The sequence below is a fragment of the Mesorhizobium huakuii genome, from assembly GCF_014189455.1.
Taxonomy (GTDB): Bacteria; Pseudomonadota; Alphaproteobacteria; order Rhizobiales; family Rhizobiaceae; genus Mesorhizobium; species Mesorhizobium huakuii_A.
This window is the reverse complement of the sequence record NZ_CP050296.1, coordinates 4980955-5000245: the sequence shown is the minus strand read 5'-3', so window position 1 is coordinate 5000245 and position 19291 is coordinate 4980955. Positions and strand designations below refer to the sequence as shown.

General features: G+C 61.9%; 19 protein-coding genes and 1 pseudogene. 4 read left to right on the top strand and 16 right to left on the bottom strand.

Annotated elements, in window-relative coordinates; all coding sequences use genetic code 11:
• Window positions 1–77: 77 nt before the first annotated feature.
• The 8 genes and pseudogenes from HB778_RS24070 to HB778_RS24035 form a co-directional block, all read right to left on the bottom strand.
• Window positions 78–1493 (bottom strand): mannose-1-phosphate guanylyltransferase/mannose-6-phosphate isomerase, encoded by a 1416-nt coding sequence (locus HB778_RS24070; RefSeq protein WP_210308037.1) that lies wholly within the window; start codon window positions 1491–1493, stop codon window positions 78–80.
• Window positions 1494–1496: 3 nt separating this feature from the next.
• A pseudogene (locus HB778_RS24065) lies at window positions 1497–2925 on the bottom strand (phosphomannomutase).
• A gap of 437 nt (window positions 2926–3362) precedes the next feature.
• Entirely contained in the window at window positions 3363–4250 is an 888-nt protein-coding gene (gene rfbD, locus HB778_RS24060) for a dTDP-4-dehydrorhamnose reductase (protein ID WP_183457552.1), read from the bottom strand.
• The gene (gene rfbB, locus HB778_RS24055) at window positions 4247–5317 is read right to left on the bottom strand and encodes a dTDP-glucose 4,6-dehydratase (RefSeq protein ID WP_183457550.1); all 1071 of its coding nucleotides are present in this window, start codon (window positions 5315–5317) and stop codon (window positions 4247–4249) included. The genes rfbD and rfbB overlap by 4 nt, the downstream gene beginning before the upstream one ends.
• The gene (rfbC, locus tag HB778_RS24050) at window positions 5317–5868 is read right to left on the bottom strand and encodes a dTDP-4-dehydrorhamnose 3,5-epimerase (protein ID WP_183457548.1); all 552 of its coding nucleotides are present in this window, start codon (window positions 5866–5868) and stop codon (window positions 5317–5319) included. The genes rfbB and rfbC overlap by 1 nt, the downstream gene beginning before the upstream one ends.
• Before the next feature lie 3 nt (window positions 5869–5871).
• A complete protein-coding gene (rfbA, locus tag HB778_RS24045) occupies window positions 5872–6753 on the bottom strand; it encodes a glucose-1-phosphate thymidylyltransferase RfbA (protein ID WP_183457546.1) in 882 nt (293 codons plus the stop codon).
• A gap of 83 nt (window positions 6754–6836) precedes the next feature.
• Window positions 6837–7871 (bottom strand): NAD-dependent epimerase, encoded by a 1035-nt coding sequence (locus tag HB778_RS24040; protein WP_183457544.1) that lies wholly within the window; start codon window positions 7869–7871, stop codon window positions 6837–6839.
• 64 nt (window positions 7872–7935) lie between these two features.
• On the bottom strand, window positions 7936–8526 hold the full coding sequence (locus tag HB778_RS24035; RefSeq protein WP_183457542.1) for a biotin transporter BioY: 591 nt from the start codon (window positions 8524–8526) through the stop codon (window positions 7936–7938).
• 115 nt (window positions 8527–8641) lie between these two features.
• On the opposite strand from HB778_RS24035, the gene HB778_RS24030 reads away from it, so the two are divergent.
• Window positions 8642–9550 carry an MBL fold metallo-hydrolase gene (locus HB778_RS24030; protein WP_183457540.1) on the top strand — a complete coding sequence of 303 codons (909 nt, stop codon included), beginning with the start codon at window positions 8642–8644 and terminating at the stop codon, window positions 9548–9550.
• 35 nt (window positions 9551–9585) lie between these two features.
• Here HB778_RS24030 and HB778_RS24025 read toward each other — a convergent pair whose 3' ends face one another.
• From HB778_RS24025 to HB778_RS24005, 6 genes are all read right to left on the bottom strand, one after another.
• Complete coding sequence (locus HB778_RS24025) at window positions 9586–10506, bottom strand: 5'-methylthioadenosine phosphorylase (protein ID WP_183465205.1); 921 nt, start codon at window positions 10504–10506, stop codon at window positions 9586–9588.
• 14 nt (window positions 10507–10520) lie between these two features.
• On the bottom strand, window positions 10521–11234 hold the full coding sequence (locus tag HB778_RS24020) for an ABC transporter permease (protein ID WP_244661592.1): 714 nt from the start codon (window positions 11232–11234) through the stop codon (window positions 10521–10523).
• A gap of 70 nt (window positions 11235–11304) precedes the next feature.
• A complete protein-coding gene (locus HB778_RS41620; RefSeq protein WP_244661591.1) occupies window positions 11305–11868 on the bottom strand; it encodes an ABC transporter permease in 564 nt (187 codons plus the stop codon).
• On the bottom strand, window positions 11868–12191 hold the full coding sequence (locus HB778_RS41615; protein ID WP_244661590.1) for a hypothetical protein: 324 nt from the start codon (window positions 12189–12191) through the stop codon (window positions 11868–11870). The genes HB778_RS41620 and HB778_RS41615 overlap by 1 nt, the downstream gene beginning before the upstream one ends.
• The gene (locus tag HB778_RS24010) at window positions 12188–13225 is read right to left on the bottom strand and encodes an ABC transporter ATP-binding protein (RefSeq protein ID WP_183457538.1); all 1038 of its coding nucleotides are present in this window, start codon (window positions 13223–13225) and stop codon (window positions 12188–12190) included. Before HB778_RS24010 ends, HB778_RS41615 begins: the two co-directional genes overlap by 4 nt.
• Window positions 13226–13261: 36 nt before the next feature.
• Window positions 13262–14305, bottom strand: coding sequence for an ABC transporter substrate-binding protein (locus HB778_RS24005; RefSeq protein WP_183457535.1), 1044 nt, complete (start codon window positions 14303–14305; stop codon window positions 13262–13264).
• Window positions 14306–14518: 213 nt separating this feature from the next.
• On the opposite strand from HB778_RS24005, the gene HB778_RS24000 reads away from it, so the two are divergent.
• Window positions 14519–15517 carry a LacI family DNA-binding transcriptional regulator gene (locus HB778_RS24000; RefSeq protein WP_183465204.1) on the top strand — a complete coding sequence of 333 codons (999 nt, stop codon included), beginning with the start codon at window positions 14519–14521 and terminating at the stop codon, window positions 15515–15517.
• Window positions 15518–15588: 71 nt separating this feature from the next.
• Here the strand turns inward: HB778_RS24000 and HB778_RS23995 are convergent, their stop codons facing one another.
• A complete protein-coding gene (locus HB778_RS23995) occupies window positions 15589–16374 on the bottom strand; it encodes a DUF1499 domain-containing protein (protein ID WP_183457533.1) in 786 nt (261 codons plus the stop codon).
• Window positions 16375–16454: 80 nt separating this feature from the next.
• Entirely contained in the window at window positions 16455–18083 is a 1629-nt protein-coding gene (locus HB778_RS23990) for a fatty-acid--CoA ligase (protein WP_183457531.1), read from the bottom strand.
• A 319-nt stretch (window positions 18084–18402) separates the two neighbouring features.
• On the opposite strand from HB778_RS23990, the gene HB778_RS23985 reads away from it, so the two are divergent.
• Window positions 18403–18759, top strand: coding sequence for a hypothetical protein (locus HB778_RS23985; protein ID WP_095198636.1), 357 nt, complete (start codon window positions 18403–18405; stop codon window positions 18757–18759).
• A gap of 131 nt (window positions 18760–18890) precedes the next feature.
• Window positions 18891–19280, top strand: a complete 390-nt coding sequence (locus HB778_RS23980; protein WP_183457529.1) for a DUF427 domain-containing protein — start codon at window positions 18891–18893, stop codon at window positions 19278–19280.
• Window positions 19281–19291 lie beyond the last annotated feature (11 nt).

Sequence of the window (19291 nt, the reverse complement as noted above, 5' to 3'; positions counted from 1 at the left end):
TTTCAGGAATGCAAACCGTCTGCCCAAAACGCAAAACGTACCCAATTCGCAGATGTGCCCGATGGGTTGTCTTCGGGTCACGCGCGGCCATAGACATCATCAAACCGCACGATATCGTCTTCGCCAAGATATTCCCCGCTCTGCACTTCGATCATGACGAGCGGAAGAATGCCGGGATTTTCGAGGCGGTGCTTGTGGCCGCAGGGGATATAGGTGGACTGGTTGGTCGCCAGCAGGATTTCACTCTGGCCGTTGACGACCTTCGCAGTCCCGCTCACCACCACCCAGTGCTCGGAGCGGTGATGATGCGCCTGAAGGCTGAGCCGCGCGTTCGGCTTTACCTCGATGCGCTTGATCTTGAAGCGCGGCCCTTCCTCCAGGACCGTGTAGGTGCCCCATGGGCGATGCACGGTGCGATGCACGGTTGCCGCCTCATGCCCCTCCGTCTTGAGGCGATTGTAGAGATCCTTGACTTCCTGCGCCTTGTCCTTGTGGGCAATTAGAAGCGCATCCGGCGTGTCGACGATCAACAGATCCGAGACGCCGACAAGACCTACAAGCCGGTCTTCGCTGTGCACGTAACAGTTCGTCACATCATGGAGCATCGTTTCGCCGGTGGTGCGGTTGCCGCTGTCGTCGGCTGGAACAAGCTTCGACAGAACGTTCCATGAGCCGATATCGGACCAATCGAAGTTGCAGGGCACGAAACCTACGTTCTTCGCTTTCTCCATGACCGCATAGTCGATGGAAACAGCAGGGACGGCCGCGAAGGCATCCCTGTCTATCTCAACAGTGGTGCGGTCCGCGGCACCGCTTGTCCTGGCCTTCTCGAGTGCTGCGCGCGCATTGGAGAGCACATCCTGACACAGTTCCTGCATCGCGGCGATCATCGAGCGGGCCGCAAAACAGAACATGCCCGAGTTCCAGAAGAAACGACCGCTGGCGATAAATTGGGCCGCTCGTTCCGCATTCGGCTTTTCCACGAACCGAAGGACCGTATCTCCCTCGGCCTCGATATAGCCAAACCCGGTTTCAGGGCTCTCGGCCTTCATGCCAAAGGTCACGATCCGTCCCGTGGCCGCGATCGCCGCCGCCTTCGCCACGGCCGCACCAAAGCCGGCTTCGTCCAGGATCAGGTGATCCGCGGGCAGCACAACCAGAACCGCGTCCGGATCGTCGCGCGCGACCTGCAACGCGGCAAGCGCGACCGCGGCTGCCGTGTCACGACCGAAAGGCTCCAGCAGGAACGTGTTCTTTACGTCTGGCGCCACCACCTCCGCATATTCGTCCGCCGTCAGGAACAGCAGATCGCGGTTGGTGACCGTCACAATTTGATCAACGCCTGCAAGTCCAGCCGCGCGGGCGTAGGTCCTGCGAATGAGGGTTCCCCCTCCCGGCAAAGGAATAAAGGGTTTTGGGTGCAACGCACGAGAAATAGGCCAGAGGCGGGAACCGACACCGCCACTTATGATGACAGGAACGATATTGGTCAAACTTCAGCTTTCCAGGATTTGAGTTCGGCTGAGGTCAAGACCCCAACCGAGCAATTCGTCTGCGCGAGATTCTGTCTTTGCCTCAATGTAGCATCGCAATTCGGGCGCGTTGCCGGACGCACGGAAGTGAACGACCTCTCCGTTGCGGGCGGTGATACGCACGCCGTCGCGATTGTCAATATAAGCGACGCCCCCGAGAATCTCGAAAAGAGTGCCGGCATAGGCGGCATCCGTCGCCAGTCTTTTGAGGAAAGACGCGCTGTCTTCCGCCGAAACGCCTTCAAGCCGGCCACTGGCCGCGGCGAGGAATCCGAAACCGGCCGCGATCTCAGCGAGCGGGCGACCTGTCGCCGCAATCGTTGAAAGCGCACAGAGAATTGGCAACAGCGAATCCCGGGTCAGCAAGGCTGCGAGCGTGCGGCCATCCTTCTCAACGGATGAACCCAGAAGAACGCCGCCATTTGCTTCGAACCCCACGACGCATTTCGCCCCTTGAGCGAGGGCCGTGCCGATACCTTCGATGACATAGGGCGAGCCTATGCGTGTGCGCAGCACGGTTGCGAAATGCCCGCAACGCTCCAGGGCAGAATTGGAACTGACCGGGGTGACGACGCAGTCGGCATCGAGAAAACGCGCCGTGATCGCGCCGATCAGGTCGCCGCGTACGAAACCGCCATGCGCATCCGCCACAAGCGGCCGGTCGCCATCGCCATCGGCGGACACAATGGCATCGAACGGCTCCGTCGCCGCCCAGTTTTTGAGAAGCGATAGATCCTCTTGCCTGAGCGCTTCGGTATCCACCGGAATGAAATGCGTGGACCTGCCCAGGGGGGACCGCCTCTGCTCCCAACGCACGAAGCATATCGACAATGATGTCCCTGGCCACGGACGAGTGCTGGTAGACGCCGACACGGAGACCGGAGAGGTTACCCGGCTGAAAGAAGCCAAGAAAATGATCCCTGTAGCCTGCTGACGGTTCGGAGCCCAGCTGTACGGGTTCAACGGACGGCTGCGATCGATCGGCTATCTGCAAGCCCGCGTGGATTCCCACAATCTCGAGCTCATCGCGCTTGTCGATCTCACCGTCTGCCCGGTAGAATTTGAGCCCATTCCTGTCGTCGGGAATGTGACTGCCGGTCACCATGATCGCCGGGGCGTTCTTGCCGGTGGCATAAAGGGCGAGTGCCGGCGTCGGCAAGGCGCCGCAATCGACCGGCTCCAAACCGGCTTCGGCGATCGCGGCATGGACAATCCCCGCAATCTCGGGACTGGAAGAGCGAAGGTCACGTCCAATAAGGATCTTGTCGCCCGCGCTCAAGACACCACGCCCCAAAAGCATGCGTGCGAACGCAATTGTATAAGTGCGCGCCGGTGGTCCCCTGAGCTCGCTGACGAGACCGCGCAGCCCGCTGGTGCCGAACTTCAAAGTCACGGATAGCTACCTTTTTCCAGCAATGCCGCCCCGGCACGAATTGCGGCAAGCCCCCTCACCTGTCCAAGCCTGCGACAGCATGAAGGCTGGTGAGCGACACCATCGGACAGCGCGCTACTATAGATCAAAGCCAGCGACCTGATCTTCATATACAGGCAGTTTTTGCTTAGAGACCGCTAATATTACTGGGTACAGCCGGTTCTCATTGCCTCGAGCAAGGAGCATTCCTTTCAAGAAGCTCTCCGTGAATTGCCAAGCCCCCACCTGACACCCAAGTTGCCCGTGCTTAGGTTTCGCGCAATGGCTTGTCAATCTCGGACGCGGGACCGAGTTCGATTTCAACACGCTGCAGGGGATTCAGGCGGCAGCGACCGTGAAGGCTACGGACCAAGCCTAGCGAGTAGGCAAATCAAGCGCTGATTGGAACCGCGAGTTCTTCACGGACGATCCAGGATGCGGCGCACGACCCGCTCGGTGGATTTTCGCCATTCCGGCGCGCTCCATCCGAATATGGCGGCGAATTTCGCGCTCGACAGCCGCGAATTGGCAGGACGCCGCGCCTTGGTCGGGTAGTCCTTGGTGGCAATATCCCGCACATCAGCCCAAGGGCCGCCAGACGCCCGGCTTGTGTCCAGGATATGACGGGCAAAGCCGCTCCAGTTGGTCTCACCCGTGCCGGCCAGATGATAGGTACCGAACGCACTGACGCTCTTGTCGCCATGCAGCATCGCCGCCGCATGCAGGATGGCGTCGGCGATATCGAGCGCCGAGGTGGGATTGCCCCATTGATCGGCCACCACCGAAATCTCGTCGCGATCGGCGGCCAGCCGCAGCATGGTTTTGACGAAATTCCTGCCGAACGGGCTGTAGACCCAGGCGGTACGCAGGATCAGGTGGCGCGGGCCGGCAGCAGCCACCGCCTGTTCACCAGCGAGCTTGGAGGCGCCGTAAACGCCGAGCGGTGCCGTCGCGTCGGTCTCGAGATACGGGCGAGAAGCGCTGCCATCGAAGACATAGTCAGTCGAAAGGTGGATGGTTGGAACGCCGAGCCGCGCTGCCGCTTCAGCCACCTTGCCGGCGCCGGCTGCGTTGACCGCAAAGGCTAGATCGGGCTCGTCCTCGGCCTGATCCACCGCCGTGTAAGCGGCGGCCGACACGACGATATGCGGCTTTGCAACCGCGATGGCGTCGATGACGGTCTCGGGTCTTGCCAGATCGAGCTCCGGGCGGCCGATGGCGACGACCTCCACGCCGGCGTGCGCCTGGCCGGCCTCCAGCAGGCTTGCCGCGACCTGGCCGTCGCGTCCGGTGACGACGAGCCTCACGCGCCACCCTTGCGCGCTTCGCCCAGTCTCTCACCGGCATAGCGCTGTTCGCGGATCGGCCCCCACCACCATTTGTTGTCGAGGAACCAGTCCACGGTCCTGGCCAGACCGCTGTCGAAATTTTCCCTGGGCGCCCAGCCGAGTTCGCGGCCAATCTTGGAGGCATCGATGGCGTAGCGGCGGTCGTGGCCGGGACGGTCGGTGACGAAGGAGATCAGCTCGCGATAGCGCTTGCCGCCGCTGCGGGGACGCCTGATGTCGAGCAGGTCGCAGATCGTCTCGACGACGGTGAGGTTCGTCCGTTCCGAATTGCCGCCGACATTGTAGCTTTCGCCCGGCGTTCCCTTGGTGGCGACGAGCTCCAAGGCCCGTGCATGATCCTCGACGAACAGCCAGTCGCGCACATTGGCGCCGGCGCCGTAAATCGGCAGCGGCTTTTCGTCGAGCGCGTTGAGGATGACGAGCGGGATCAGTTTCTCGGGAAAATGATAGGGGCCGTAATTGTTCGAACAATTGGAGAGCACGACCGGCAGGCCGTAGGTCTCGTGCCAGGCCCGCACCAGATGGTCCGAGGCTGCCTTCGAGGCGGAATAGGGCGAGGACGGTGCGTAAGGCGTCTCCTCGACGAACATGCCGCCGTCGAAAGGCAGATCGCCGAACACCTCGTCGGTGGAGACATGATGGAAGCGGAAGCGGCTTTTCCGGTCGTCGGCAAGGCCGCGCCAATATTCGAGCGCCGCATTGAGGATGCGGTAGGTGCCGACGATGTTGGTCTCGATGAAGGCGCCAGGCCCGTCGATCGAACGGTCGACATGGCTCTCGGCGGCGAGGTTCATGACGATGTCGATATCGTCACGGCGCAGTATGTCAAGCACAGCCCGCTCGTCGCAGATATCGGCATGGGCGAAGCGATAATTATGCGCGTTCTCGATCTGGCGCAGCGAGGCCACGTTGCCGGCATAGGTGAGCTTGTCGAGATTGGTCACCCGGTAGGCCGGATTGGCGCACAGATGCCGGCACACCGCCGAACCGATGAAGCCAGCCCCGCCTGTCACCAGGAAATTCATCAGGCAAACACCTCTGCGGCAGCAAGCATCGGCGCCTTAAGGTCCTTGTCCGAAAGCTGGAACCCGCCAGCGATGGACGGCCACTTGATACCGATGGCGGGATCATCGAAACGGATCGAGCGTTCATGCTCGGGTGAATAGGTGTCGGTGACCTTGTAGAGGACCTCGGTGTCGGGCACGAGCGTCACAAAACCATGTGCAAAGCCCTTCGGCACGAGAATCTGGTTGCCCCTTTCGGCCGAAATCTCGTGGGCCATCCATTTCCCAAAGCTTTTCGAACCGCGGCGGATGTCGACACAAACGTCCAGGACCCGGCCGCGGATCACGCGCAGCAACTTGTCCTGGGTGCGGGGCGCTAGCTGGTAATGGAGCCCGCGCAAGACACCTGCCGCCGCGGAATAGGAATGGTTGTCCTGCACGAAATGCAATTTTATCCCAGCCTGCGCGAATCGCTCGGCACTGTAGGTTTCCATGAAGAAACCGCGTGCATCGCCATGCCGCTTTGGAACGATTTCCAGCACGCCTTCGAGGCCGAGTGACCTGATCTCCAACGCTCAGCCCTCCGACAGATCGGCGACGCGCCGGCGCAGATAGGCGGCATACTCATTTTTTCCCAACCGGGTCGCGCGTTGCAGCACTTGCTCTGCCGTCAGCCAGCCCTGCTCGAAGGCGATCTCCTCCGGGCAAGCGACCTTGATCCCTTGCCGATGTTCAATCGTGCGCACGAAGGAAGACGCGTCGTTCAGACTGTCATGCGTCCCTGTGTCGAGCCAGGCATAGCCGCGCCCCAGCCGGTGCACGTGCAGCAGGCCGCGATCGAGATAGGCATTGTTGACCGCCGTGATCTCGAGCTCGCCGCGGGCCGAAGGCCGAATGGCCGAAGCGATGTCGACGACAGTGTTGTCGTAGAAATACAGCCCCGTGACGGCCCAGTTGGATTTCGGCTTTTGCGGCTTTTCCTCGATCGTCAGCGCGGTTCCGGTGGCCTTGTCGAAGGACACGACGCCATACCGTTCAGGATCATCGACACGGTAGGCGAACACCGAGGCGCCGGTGTCGCGCGACGCGGCGGTGCGGCAAAGCTGCGACAGCCCGTCGCCAAAATAGATGTTGTCGCCCAGAATCATCGACACGCTGTCCCTGCCGATAAAGTCGCGGCCGATGATGAAAGCTTCGGCAAGCCCATTGGGGTGCGGCTGCTCCGCATAGGAGATATCCAGCCCAAAATCCGATCCGTCGCCGAGCAAATCCCGAAAGACGGGCAGATCTCGCGGCGTCGAAATAACCAGGATTTCGCGTATTTCCGCGAGCATCAGTACGCTCAGCGGATAATAGATCATCGGCTTGTCGTATACCGGAAGAATTTGCTTAGAGACTGCCAGCGTGAGCGGATAAAGGCGCGTTCCACTACCTCCCGCAAGGATAATTCCTTTCAAGAAGCTCTCCCCGACATGCCCAAATCCCCTCGGCAGCAGTGGTAGCCATACTACACCCTGAAAAAGCTGCTGCCAGCGCCGGCTTATATCCTAGAGTCGTTACCAAAATACGCCTGGTACCACTCGACGAACCGCCCTACCCCGTCGGACACGGACGTGCCGGGGCGGTAGCCGACGGCGTCTTGCAGAGCCGAGGTGTCGGCGAAGGTGTCCGGCACGTCGCCGGCCTGCAGCGGCAAGAACTCGATGATGGCCTTGCGGCCGAGCGCGTTTTCCAACGCCTCGACATAGGCGGTCAGCTTCACCGGATTGTTGTTGCCGATGTTGAAGATGCGCCAGGGGGCGATGCTCGTTGCCGGGTCCGGATGGCCGGAATCCCAGGCAGGGTTGCCAGCGGCAGGACTGTCGCTGGCTCGGATCACGCCTTCGGCGATGTCGTCGACATAGGTAAAGTCGCGCGTGTGGTTGCCGTTGTTGAACAGCTTGATCGGCTCGCCAGCCAGGATGCTCCTGGTGAACAGGAACAGCGCCATGTCAGGACGCCCCCAGGGGCCGTATACGGTGAAGAAACGCAGCCCCGTGGTCGGCAGCCCGAACAGATGGCTGTAGCTGTGCGCCATCAGTTCGTTGGCGCGCTTGGTCGCGGCATAGAACTGCAGCGGATGATCGGCCGGACGGTGCTCGGAAAACGGCATGTCGGTGTTGGCGCCGTAAACGCTCGAAGTGCTGGCATAGGTCAGGTGCGCTATGCCGCCATTGCGGCAGGCCTCCAGCATGTTGGTGAAAGCGACGATGTTGCTTTCAACATAGGCGCGCGGGTTTTCCAGGCTGTAGCGCACCCCGGCCTGGGCGGCGAGGTGGATCACCCGGTCGAAGGCGTGGTCGGCAAAGCAGCCGTCCACGATGCCCCTGTCGGCAAGATTACCGTGGATGAAATGATAGCCGGAATTGGTGCTTCGGCTTGCCTCGGCCAGCAGCCGCAACCGCGCCTGCTTGAGCGCCGGATCGTAGTAGTCGTTGACGCTGTCGATGCCGACAACCTCGTCGCCACGCTGCAGGAGCCGCCTGGCGACATGATAGCCTACGAAGCCGGCGGCGCCGGTGACCAGAACCTTCATCGGAAGCGCCCGCCCTTGGGACTGGATCCCTGACGTCTATGGCACGCCAAGCTTACCGCAGACCTCAGGAGCGCTTCAGCAGCGACCACACGGCCGGCACAAGGCTGGCCGCCAGCGCAACCTTGATCAGGTCGCCGACAACGAACGGCACGACGCCGAACTGCCAGGACTTTTCCGGACCGATGAGCAGCGCCAGCCAGGCAAAGCCCATCGCCATCATCACCACCTCGGCAACCAGCATCGCGTTGAAAAGCTTGATCGGGTGGCGATCCCAGCCACGATCGGCGGCCCAGCCGACAATCGCCGCCATGACCACGAAGCCCGCGAGATAGCCACCCGTCGGGCCGACCATGTAGGCAAGGCCAATGCCCTTCTCAGGCGTGCCTTGGAAGACCGGGAAGCCCATCGCGCCTTCCGCCATGTAGAGCAGCAGCGTGGCGACGCCGAGGCGCATGCCGAAGGCGGCGGCGATCAGGAGGACGGCGAGCGTCTGCATCGAGATATCGACGGGGCCAAGCACCACTTTGGTCTTGGCCGACAAGGTCAGCAGCAGCGTTCCGGCAATCGCCAGGAAAAGCTGCGTTGCCAGTCGCGCCGCGCCTTCTTGCGGCAAAGCCAGAGAAACAAGCGGGCGCATCGTCGTTGCAGTTGCCATGGTCTTCCCCAATCCGGTCTGTCGCGATCCGATAATCGCGGTCTCAGCGTTTTCCTATATTGGCTTGCGTGCTATGCGGCAATCGGTTTTGCCGTTGCGGGAACAATGTGCCGATATGGCTCTCAAATTCGATACCAGCTTCGATCCGCGCTACGGCCAGGGCGTGAACGTGGCACCGGACGTACAGCGCGTCACGGTCCGGAATCCCAGCCCCTTCACTTTTCACGGCACCAACAGCTATATCGTCGGGCGCGACACGCTGGCGGTGATCGATCCCGGGCCTGACGACGAGGCACATCTTCAGACCCTGCTCGACGTGATCGCCGGCAGGCCGGTCAGCCATATCTTCGTCAGCCACACGCATCGTGACCATTCGCCGCTGGCGGCACGGCTCAAGGAGCGCACCGGCGCTACGGTGATGGCGGAGGGGCCGCACCGGCCGGCAAGGGCGCTGCATATCGGCGAGACCAATGCGCTCGACGCCAGCGCCGACACCGCTTTCGTTCCCGACATCGCGCTGCCAGACAATGTGTTGGTCGACGGCGACGGCTGGGCGATCCGCACGGTTCTGACCCCCGGCCACACCGCCAATCATGCGGTGTTCGCGCTGGAAGGAACCGGCATCCTGTTTTCGGCCGATCATGTCATGGCGTGGGCGACATCCATCGTCGCGCCGCCGGACGGAGCGATGGCCGATTACATGGCATCGCTGGACCGGCTCATCGCGCGCGATGACAGCCTGCTGCTGCCTGGCCATGGCGGGCCGGTGACCAAGCCGCGCGCTTTCATGCGCGGGTTGAAGACGCATCGCAAGATGCGCGAGCGGGCCATATTGGAGCGGGTCAGGGCCGGCGACCGGACCATTCCCGACATGGTCAAGGCAATCTATCGCGACACCGATCCCCGGCTGCATGGCGCCGCCGGACTGTCGGTGCTTGCGCATCTCGAGGACCTGGTGGCGCGCGGCATGGTGTCGACGGAAGCCGCCCCTGCCATTGACGGTATTTTCATGCTGGCTGGCTAATCCAAGACCTCGCCACGACCTTGCACCGCCCTGCCTCAGAACCGGCTGGACCGTTCTTCTGGTTGAGGCGACTTCAAACCCTGGCAAGAGCATTCCGGATCGGCCGGGAGTCGTGCGGCGGTTTCCAGCGCGACCCGCGAGGCTGTCATGGACAGGTTCGGCAACACGTCTTCCTGCAGCAATTGCTGGCGATTGCGGTCCATATAGTCGTTGAAGCCTGCCGTCACGAACGCCAAAGGCACGAAACACGCGCCGATCTCTCGCGACAAGGTGGCTTCGGGGGCGATCGAATGGTTGAGCACATCCGCCCCCATGCTCCGGAACGCCAGGGCCTCGGCCGGGGTCGTCAGCCGCGGCCCGTAACAGTGAGCGGCGACCAACTGCTGTTCGATGCCATGAACACGGCATTCGGCTGGCCAATGACGGCGGGCGGTTTCGACCAGAACCGCCGCGCATCTTGGACATACGATCTGCTTGCCCGAGCAGTCGAAGCTCTGGCGGCCAGGAAGCAGCGAAAACGGCGTCTGCGTCAGTTCGATAATATCGGCGTTCACCACCATGTCACCGGGCTTGATGGCCTTGTTGACGGCGCCAATGGTCGAGCAGGACAGGACCTGTCGGACACCCGCGCGCATCAACACCCAGAACGCGCGGCGATGGCAGGAATGATCGATATGGTCGCGGGGATTGCCGTGCGAATACATGCACAAGGCGCGTTTCGTTTTGCCTTCGGCGGTAATCGACGCATCGAACTCGAGCAGCTTCCAGTTGTCGGTGCGGCCGAAAGGCGTTTCAAAACTCATGTCGCGCTGCAAGGTGCGCACGCCGTCGACCGGGACATCTTCCGGGAAGGCAAGCCCCCAGTTTGCCGACCCGGTGATGATCGCCAACCCCACCTGGGGTATGTCCGTGGGTTGATCCGTCGGATCGGAGGTTGCGTGATGATGGGCAGGCATGTTTCCAGTCTCGGTCAGGATTTTTGGCGAAGGGTCACGATCAGGACGACGACCACGACGATGGCGGTCCACAATGTCGAGATCGCCGCGATGGTCGGATCGATCTGATCACGTAGCGACAGGAACATGAGCTTCGGCAGGGTGCTGTTGCGACCACTGGCGACGAAGATCGAAATGACGGACTCGTCGAGTGACGTCAGGAAGGCCATCAGTGTCGCCGACAACAGGCTGATTTGAAGTTGCGGAACGATTATTCCGCCGATGGCCCTCGCCCAGTCCGCACCAAGGCTGCGCGCCGCCTGGACCTGGTTCCAGTCAAAGCGGGCCACGGCAGGCAACAGCACAATGCACGCCACCGGAATGGCCAGCACCACATGTCCGACCAGCACGCCGAACAGCGTTCCGACCAGGCCTTGCGCCGCCAGCACGAAGAAGAGGCCGATCGCAAGCAGGATTCCCGGCACGATGGAGGGGGCGAGCAGTACACCTTGGATGGCTGAGGCGGTCTTTCCGCCGAGCCGGTTGATCGAGATGCAGGCCAGCAACCCTAGGGGCACCGCGACCATCGCCGTCAACGTCCCAAGGATCAGGCTCGTCCTCAGTCCGGCCATCCACGTCGCCGAACCGAAGAAATTCTCGTACCAGCGCAACGAGTATGCGCGCGGCGGAAACTCGAGAAGATCGGACGCCGAAAAGGAGAGTGGCACGACCACCAGCGTCGGCAGCATCAAGAAAGCCATTGCCAGCGCGGAAAAGCCCCACAGGAAGATGCGGGCCAGCCTGTTGTCGGGATAGGCTTCAAGCATGAGCCGCACCGACTTTGTTGCGCGCCACCAGTCGGCGCGCCACCAGGAACATCGCACCGACCAGCGCCATGAGAACGAGCAGCAGAATGCCCAGGACGCTCGCCGAACCCCAGTCCTGAAAGGTCGACAGCGTGCGCTCGATCCGGATGGAAAGAGGATTTACCTTGCCGCCGCCCAGCACCGCCGGCGTGATGAAAAAACCTATGGTGTAGATGAAAACGATCATCGAACCCGAGACGATGCCGCCGGCCGAAAGGGGCAGAATAACGGTGCGGATCGCCTGCCCGAGCGTCGCTCCCATGCTCGCCGATGCGCGAACAAGGTTTGCGTCGATATCGCGCATCGCGGCATAAACAGGCAGCAGAAAGAGCGGCAGCATGTAGTGGACCATGCCGATCAGCGTTCCCGTGAAGTTGTAGACCAGCGGCAATGGCTCCCCTGTCATTCCCGAGCCCGTCAAAGCCGCGTTGATCAGGCCATCGCGCCGCAACAGCACCAGCCAGCCATAAGTGCGCACCAGAATGGAGGTCCACAGCGGCAGCATGACGAAGGCCATCAGCAAATTGGCCACCCTTGGCCTGACGCTGGCCAGGGCGAGCGCCAGGGGGTGCCTAGAAGGATGCAGAACGCCAGCGTCCCCAGGGACAGCTCAACGGTTGTTATGAGTGCCGACCATGTCAGTCCACTCGAAAGCACCTTCTCGTAGTTGCCGACAGTGTACTCGTCCCCCGTGGTCAGGAAGGACTGCCGGATAATCCAGAGGATGGGCAGTATCGCCCCCAGTCCGACGATGAGAAGCGCCGGTAGCGAAAGCGCAAGGAAGAACCGCCGTTCGCTTCGCGCATCGGCGGCGAGCGCAGGATCGGCGGCGATGGTCACGCTATCGCTCCCGGTATGGCGTGAGCTTTCGCTGCCGATGCAAACACGGTCACCCGCTGACCGGTGGCAAGCTCGGCGCAGCCGCCGGCAAGTGCCGACGGAATGCAGACAAGAACCTCCTGCCCACCGTCAGGTGCCAACGTCAAAAGCCAGTTCTCGCCGCGAAACGCCTTGGCGCGGAGCATTCCTTCGAGCGCCACTGCGCCTGGCCCGGCGAGCCTGGCATCCAGGTGGAAGCTTTCCGCGCGGATCATCAGGGTTTCGTGTGATGCATCGCCGCCGTCGATTGTGCGCACTGAGCCCGGGGCCAGAATGTTGGCCTCGCCCATGAACTGCGCGACGAAGCGGGTCGACGGACGATCATAAATTCGCTGCGGCGTATCGATCTGCTGGATGCGGCCGGAATTCATCACGGCAACCCGGTCGGACATGGTCAGCGCCTCGCGCTGGTCATGCGTCACATAGATCGTGGTTATCCCCAGATCATCATGCAGACGCCTAATCTCGTACTGCATGGTTTCGCGCAGATTCCTGTCGAGCGCCGACAGCGGCTCGTCCATCAACATCACGCGTGGTTCGAAGACGATGGCTCGCGCCAGCGCCACCCGCTGGCGCTGGCCGCCGGACAGCGCGGCAATGTTGCGCTCCGACAGACCTTCGAGCTTCACGCGGGCCAAGGTGTCAAGCGCCCGCTGCCGAGCCTCCGCTTTCGGCGTCTTACGCAGCGCCAACGGATACTCGACATTCGCCAGGACGTTCATGTGGGGAAACAGGGCATAGTTCTGGAATACGATGCCGATGTCGCGCTTGTTGGGGGCCAGGCGGGTGATGTCCCGATCCCCCAACAGAAGCTTGCCGGAATCGGGCCGGACAAACCCGGCCAGAGCCATGAGCAAAGTGGTCTTGCCCGATCCGGACGGCCCCAGCAGCGTCAAGAATTCGCCAGCCCGAATGTCGAGCGATACATCGTCCAGCGCGACGTAAGATCCATAGGTCTTGCGCACGCTGTCGATGGTGATCGGGAGCGACTTCATGAGGGCTCGAACGTCTAGAGCTGATGCACCATAGACTCAGCGACTCATCATTTCATCAAAGGCTTTTTGAGCGGCCTCGCCGTTCTTGACCCACCAGTCAGCGTTCGAAAACACCGAGGTGCCGGCGTTTTCAGGCGCTGTCGCCAGGGTTTTCAGACGATCTTTTGGGATAAGACCACCCTCATAGCCGGCAGGATTGACCGGACCATAGGCGATGAAGTCGGTCAGCTTCGCCACGCGTGCGGGCTGCGTCATCGCCGCGATGAGCTTCATGGCCGCTTCCTTGTTCGGCGCTCCCTTCGGCACTCCAAGGCAGTCCGTGCCGATGACGGAACCTTTGAATGTGTAGTCAACCGAGCCGCCATCCGCCTTCACCGTCTGGGCTCGCCCATTCCAGGTAACGACCAGATCCGCCTCGCCGTCCTTCAGCAATTGCGCCGACTGCGCTCCGGAGGTCCACCACACGGAGACACTCGGTTTGATCGCTTCAAGCCGCTTGATGGCGCGCGCCAGGCCCTCGGGCGTGCTGAGCGTGGGATAGACGTCCGCCGGCGCCACGCCGTCGGAGAGAAGCGCGATCTCGATCAGGTCCTGCGCATTGGCGCGCAGCGCGCGACGGCCCGGGAATTTGGCAACATCCCAGAACTCCGCCCAGGTCTTTGGCGGATTCTCGCCATAGGTCTTGGTGCTCCACGACATGACGGTGCCATAGGAGTCGAAAGGATAGCAGTAATCGGACTTTGCGCCGGCCGGCACGGAGTTGGGATCGATGATCTTGTAGTCAAGCGGCTCCAGCAGCGACTGGGCGGCCGCCTGGGCGCCTTCCGGCGAGCCGAGGTGGATGATGTCGGTGGTGACCGCACCCGCGGTGACCTGCATCTTCAAAGCGGCAAGGCCATCGCTCTGCGTTTCCTCGCGAACATCATAGCCAAGTTCCTTTGCGGCGGGGGCCCACATCGCCTCCTTCATGGCGTTGCCATAATCGCCGCCCGCGGTCGTGATGGTGACTGATTGGGCATAGACGGGCACGGCGGCCGAGACTGCGATCGCCGCCAACGAAATGCGTAGTAACCGGGACATGTGTTCTCCTCCAGGATTCGCCGAAATATCGCCTTATGTGGCCTTTTTTTGAAATCGTAACGTTACGATTACCGCGAAATGCCTCAGAGTCAAGCTGCTTTCAGGCGAACTCGGTCAGTTTCGGCGAGCCCGGATTTGACCCCCGGGTCGAATCCGGTAACGTTACGATGCCAAGCAAATCAGCCGGCGCTTTCGCAAATGAAGTCGGGCGACATGGCCAATCTAAAACAGATCGCGGCGGAACTTTCCCTTTCGGTGACCACGGTATCACGCGCGTTGAAGGACGGGCCGGAGGTGCATCCCTCGACCGTGGCGCGCGTCAAGGAGGTGGCGAAGCGGGTCGGCTATGTCCCGAACCATCACGGCCGCGCGCTGAAAACCGGACAGACCCTGACGCTGACGGCGGTGCTGCCGATGGAAACACGCGACTACCTGTCGGATCTCGCGAAGCTTCCTTTGATCGAAGGACTGACGCTGGCGGCGCGGCAAGCGGGCTATAGTCTGTCCATCTATTCCACCACGCCCGACGACGATCCCGTCGAAAGCGTGCAGCGCCTGCTTCAGGCGCACAGCGCGGACGGTCTGATCATCACGCGCATGGTCTCGGACGATCCGCGCGTCAGGCTGCTGCTGGATCAGGGCATACCGTTCGTCGCTTTTGGAAGAACCGACCTGGACATCGCCTATCCCTATGTCGATATCGACAATGAACAGATCGCCTATGAGGCGACGCGGCGGCTCATGGACAAGGGCTGTCGACGCATTGCTCTACAACTTCTCGTGCAGAAGGATCAGGCGAGCGCCACGCGTCTCGCCGGCTATAGAAGGGCGATGGCCGAGGCCGGTATCCCGATCGACCAATCGCTGATCGGTGACGGCACGTTCACAATGGAATCGAGCGCGGCCTGGTTCGATCGCCTGCTGGCGTCGTCAGATCCTCCCACTGGCCTGGCATGCGCCAACGAACTGGGGCTTCTGGGCGCGTTGCACGCTCTCGGCAGACGGGGTCTGGTGCCGGGCCGTGACGTTCACATCGTCACCCGTGACAACACGCGTCTGGCGCGCTTCCTGCCGGCGAACATCGGCGTTCATTCCGTGGACATGGCAGATGTCGGGCACAAACTCATCGAGGTCCTCGAGAGCCGGATCGCCAATCCGCTTGGTCCGGTCGCGACGATCTTGCTGCAAGGCAGCTTCGAGCCGGCCGAATAGTCCGCTTGCAGACTGAAGCCACATTTGTGCGGCACTGCGCAAATCCGCCTGGCTGCAAGATGTTCTGGATTTCACTCGGCAGGCGCCGCCCCGACCTGGCCGGCGACTTCCTGATCCAATTCCGCCAGGAAATCTGTGATGCGCTGGGCATTGTCGCCAAGGTCGTAGCGGCCGTAACGCGAAGCAGAGCGCATGTCGACGATCACCGTATCGCCGTCGTCCGTCACCCGGATCGCCACATCGGCCGGAAGGCCAAGCACGAAGCCCTTGGCGACGGCGGTGATGGTCACGTCACTTTGCCCGGCAAGGTCGGGATAGGGCTCGGAAAGCTCCCAGCTGCGCCGGTCGAGCACGGTTTCGACGGCATTGACGATCGTCTCGAATGGCAGGTCGTAGCTGCGCGCGGTGACCAGCGGATAGCTGTCGGCCTGCAGCCGCTGTTCGCCCGGCGTCGATGGGACGAGCACATTCATGTCCTTCGTCCGGTCGCTGACGTCGAGCGCGGGCGGATCATCGAAATCGGTCGTGATGTCCCGGAGCGGCGGATAGATCGTCGCCCAGTAGGCGGCGACGCCATAGGGGACCAGCACCAGCAGTGCCAGCAAGGCGCCGACGGTCAGGTCGCGGCCACCGCGGTCACCAAATTTCCATAGCCTCGAAAAGGCAAAGGCGGCGAACAGCAGCGCCAGCGCCGCCAGCAGCGCGACAAGGCCCAGCACCCACAGGAACACCGGCGTTTCGATGAGATCGAAGCGGTGGCCGACAAAGTCGGTCAGCAAAAGCACCGCTGAAAATGCGCCGGTGCGCCGCGACCAGCCGGCAGCCTTCGACGTTCGCCGTTCGGGAATGCTAACCATTGTTCTCTGCGTTGCCCCAACCCGGACGGAGGTTTAGTGAATTTTCGCGGCGGCTTGAAGCCGAAACACGCAACATCCCGTCAATCCGTCGGCAAGCGATAATCCCTGAACTGCTGGCGCAAGGTGATCTTCTGGATCTTGCCGGTGGCGGTATGCGGTATTTCGCCGACGAAAGCGACATCGTCGGGCATCCACCACTTGGCCACCTTGCCATCCATGAAGCCGAGAATCTCCGCCTTGGTCGGCTCCTTGCCCGGCTTGGCAACGACGACCAGCAAGGGCCGCTCGCCCCATTTCGAGTGATGGACGCCGATGGCCGCTGCTTCCGCCACGTCCGGATGGCCGACGGCCAGATTCTCAAGGTCGATGGTCGAAATCCATTCGCCGCCGGACTTGATGACGTCCTTGGCCCGATCGGTGATCTGCATGTAGCCGCCGGCATCGATATGGGCGACGTCTCCGGTGTCGAACCAGCCGTCCTCATCGAACTGCTCCGCACCGACGCCACCGTAATAGGCGCGGGCGACGGCCGGTCCGCGCACCTTCAGGCGGCCAAAGGTCTTGCCATCCCAGGGTTGCGGATTGTTCTCGTCATCGGTCACCTTCATGTCGACGCCGAAGGGCGGATAGCCCTGCTTCTGCTGGACATCGAGCCGGGCCGCGCCCTGGAGATCGTCATATTCGGGCTTCAAGGTGCACAGCGTGCCGAGCGGCGACATTTCGGTCATGCCCCAGGCATGGATGACCTGGACGTCGTAATTGTCCTGGAATTTCATCATGATCGCGCGCGGGCAGGACGAGCCGCCGATGACGACCTTGTTCAGATAGGGCAGCTTCTTGCCGGTCTCCTCCAGATATTGCAGCAGCATCATCCACACGGTTGGCACGGCGGCGCTGAAGGTCACCTTCTCGGTGTCGAGCAATTCATAGATCGAGGCGCCGTCCATCTTGCAGCCGGGCATGACCAGCTTGGCGCCGATCATCGGGCCGCTCTGGCCAAGGCCCCAGGCATTGGCGTGGAACATCGGCACCACCGGCAGGATCGTGTCGCGCGACGACAAGCCCATCGCGTCGGGCATGGCGGCGATCATGGCGTGCAGCACGTTCGAGCGATGGCTGTAGACGACACCCTTGGGATCGCCCGTCGTGCCCGATGTGTAGCACATGCCGGCGGCGGTGCCTTCGTCGAAGGTCTTCCAGGCGAAATCGCCATCGACCTCGTCAAGCCAGTCCTCATAGGCGACGGCATTGGGCAAGGTCGTTTGCGGCATGTGCGCCTTGTCGGTCAGCACAATCACCTTTTTCAGCGATTTGACGGCACCGGCGATCTTCTCGAGCAACGGTATGAAGGTGAGGTCGACGAAGACGGCCTTGTCCTCGGCATGGTTCATGATCCAGATGATCTGCTCGGGAAACAGGCGCGGATTGAGCGTATGATAGATCGCGCCGACACCCATGATGCCGTACCAGGCCTCGATATGGCGCGCCGTGTTCCAGGCCAGCGTGGCGATGCGGTCGCCCAGCCCATAGCCGTCCCGCTCCAGCCGCTGGGCAACCTTGAGGGAACGACGATGAATGTCGGCATAGGTGGTGCGTACGATCGGTCCCTCGATCGAGCGCGACACGATCTCGCGCACCCCATGCTGCCGTTCAGCGTTGTCGATAAGCTTGTGGCACAGCAGCGGCCATTCCTGCATCAGCCCCAGCATCTCGTTCCTCCTCCCTCGCGCATTTTGCGTCGTAGCTTTGGCGCATTGTGAAGCGAACCGTCGGATTGTCCAGTCACCCGCTTGCGCGGGACACGAATTTCAGAGCCCGTTCCGCAACGGCAAGCGTTTGAATTCTGGTATGTTTTGGATTTCAGGCTGCTGATCCCTCGTGCCATCGAGATGGCAGGAGGGTCCAAACCACCATTGCTGCGGCATTGCCTTGCGAAATGACCGGGAAATCCGCCACAATCCGGCCATCGTCCGCGTTAAGTTTCGTTAACGGGCAAAGGGGTGCGATTGGCGACTGAAAGAGGTTCGCATGGACACGCAGCTCGACGACAAAGTGCTTGAGAGCACACTTGCCGAAAGCCTGGCCGATCTGGGGCCGGACGAAAAGACTGTTTCCGAAGACGAATTTGTTGAAGTTGTCGGCGGCGCGCTCGAAGCGGTCGGCGGCACGCTGCTTTTCAAGATGTGCGTCCAGAACGAAGGAGAAGGCCAGCACGTCGCGGCGGCGTCCGTCGGCGCTGGTGGCAATCGCCAATTCCTTCTGCTGACATTGCCGACCGGCGGCGGCTCGCTGAAAGTCGAGACCGTTTCGAGGAGCAGCAACCCGGTGGCGGGCATCGCGGCCGCCTATGCCGGACTGATGGACGCATTCAAGACCGCCGCCTGAGCCTCGGCGGACGCCCGAAAGCGCTGTAGCGCCACGCCTCGGCGACCGGCGCCGGTTTTCGTGATGTGAACGGACCTTGCGCAACAGCCTTACCCGCCACACCTTACGGGGCGAGGTAAGGAGAAAACAGCATGGACAAGATCGCCAACCCGGCACCCGGTTTCCAGCGCAATCCCGACAAGATCATCACCATCGAGCCCTATATCGGCACCGTCACCGTGCGCGCCGGCGATACAGTCATCGCGTCATCCAGCAAGGCCAAGGTGCTGACGGAGGCTCCCTATTCCCCGGCCTTCTACATTCCGTTCGCCGATATCGATTTCGACAAGCTCAGCAGCACGCAGCACTCGACCCATTGCCCCTACAAGGGCGACGCCAGCTATTGGAGCGTGCTGCCTGCCGGCGAAACCGGTCAGAATGCGATGTGGGCTTACGAGCGGCCCTTCGACGAAATGACCGAAATCCGCGACCACGGCGCGTTCTACGCCAGCAAGGTCAGCATCGAAGCCGAGCCGGGCTGAACGCTCCGACC

Coding starts and splice junctions, on each gene's coding strand:
- HB778_RS24040 (WP_183457544.1), bottom strand. CDS start 7,871: ATGAAGGTTCTGGTCACCGGCGCCGCCGGCTTCGTAGGCTATCATGTC.
- HB778_RS23985 (WP_095198636.1), top strand. CDS start 18,403: ATGGACACGCAGCTCGACGACAAAGTGCTTGAGAGCACACTTGCCGAA.
- HB778_RS24035 (WP_183457542.1), bottom strand. CDS start 8,526: ATGGCAACTGCAACGACGATGCGCCCGCTTGTTTCTCTGGCTTTGCCG.
- HB778_RS23980 (WP_183457529.1), top strand. CDS start 18,891: ATGGACAAGATCGCCAACCCGGCACCCGGTTTCCAGCGCAATCCCGAC.
- HB778_RS24005 (WP_183457535.1), bottom strand. CDS start 14,305: ATGTCCCGGTTACTACGCATTTCGTTGGCGGCGATCGCAGTCTCGGCC.
- HB778_RS24025 (WP_183465205.1), bottom strand. CDS start 10,506: ATGCCTGCCCATCATCACGCAACCTCCGATCCGACGGATCAACCCACG.
- HB778_RS23990 (WP_183457531.1), bottom strand. CDS start 18,083: ATGCTGGGGCTGATGCAGGAATGGCCGCTGCTGTGCCACAAGCTTATC.
- rfbB (WP_183457550.1), bottom strand. CDS start 5,317: ATGAATTTCCTGGTGACAGGCGGGGCTGGCTTCATCGGTTCGGCGGTG.
- HB778_RS23995 (WP_183457533.1), bottom strand. CDS start 16,374: ATGGTTAGCATTCCCGAACGGCGAACGTCGAAGGCTGCCGGCTGGTCG.
- HB778_RS24010 (WP_183457538.1), bottom strand. CDS start 13,225: ATGAAGTCGCTCCCGATCACCATCGACAGCGTGCGCAAGACCTATGGA.
- HB778_RS24020 (WP_244661592.1), bottom strand. CDS start 11,234: ATGCTGCCGACGCTGGTGGTCGTGCCACTCTCCTTTTCGGCGTCCGAT.
- HB778_RS24030 (WP_183457540.1), top strand. CDS start 8,642: ATGGCTCTCAAATTCGATACCAGCTTCGATCCGCGCTACGGCCAGGGC.
- HB778_RS24000 (WP_183465204.1), top strand. CDS start 14,519: ATGGCCAATCTAAAACAGATCGCGGCGGAACTTTCCCTTTCGGTGACC.
- HB778_RS41620 (WP_244661591.1), bottom strand. CDS start 11,868: ATGGCCTTCGTCATGCTGCCGCTGTGGACCTCCATTCTGGTGCGCACT.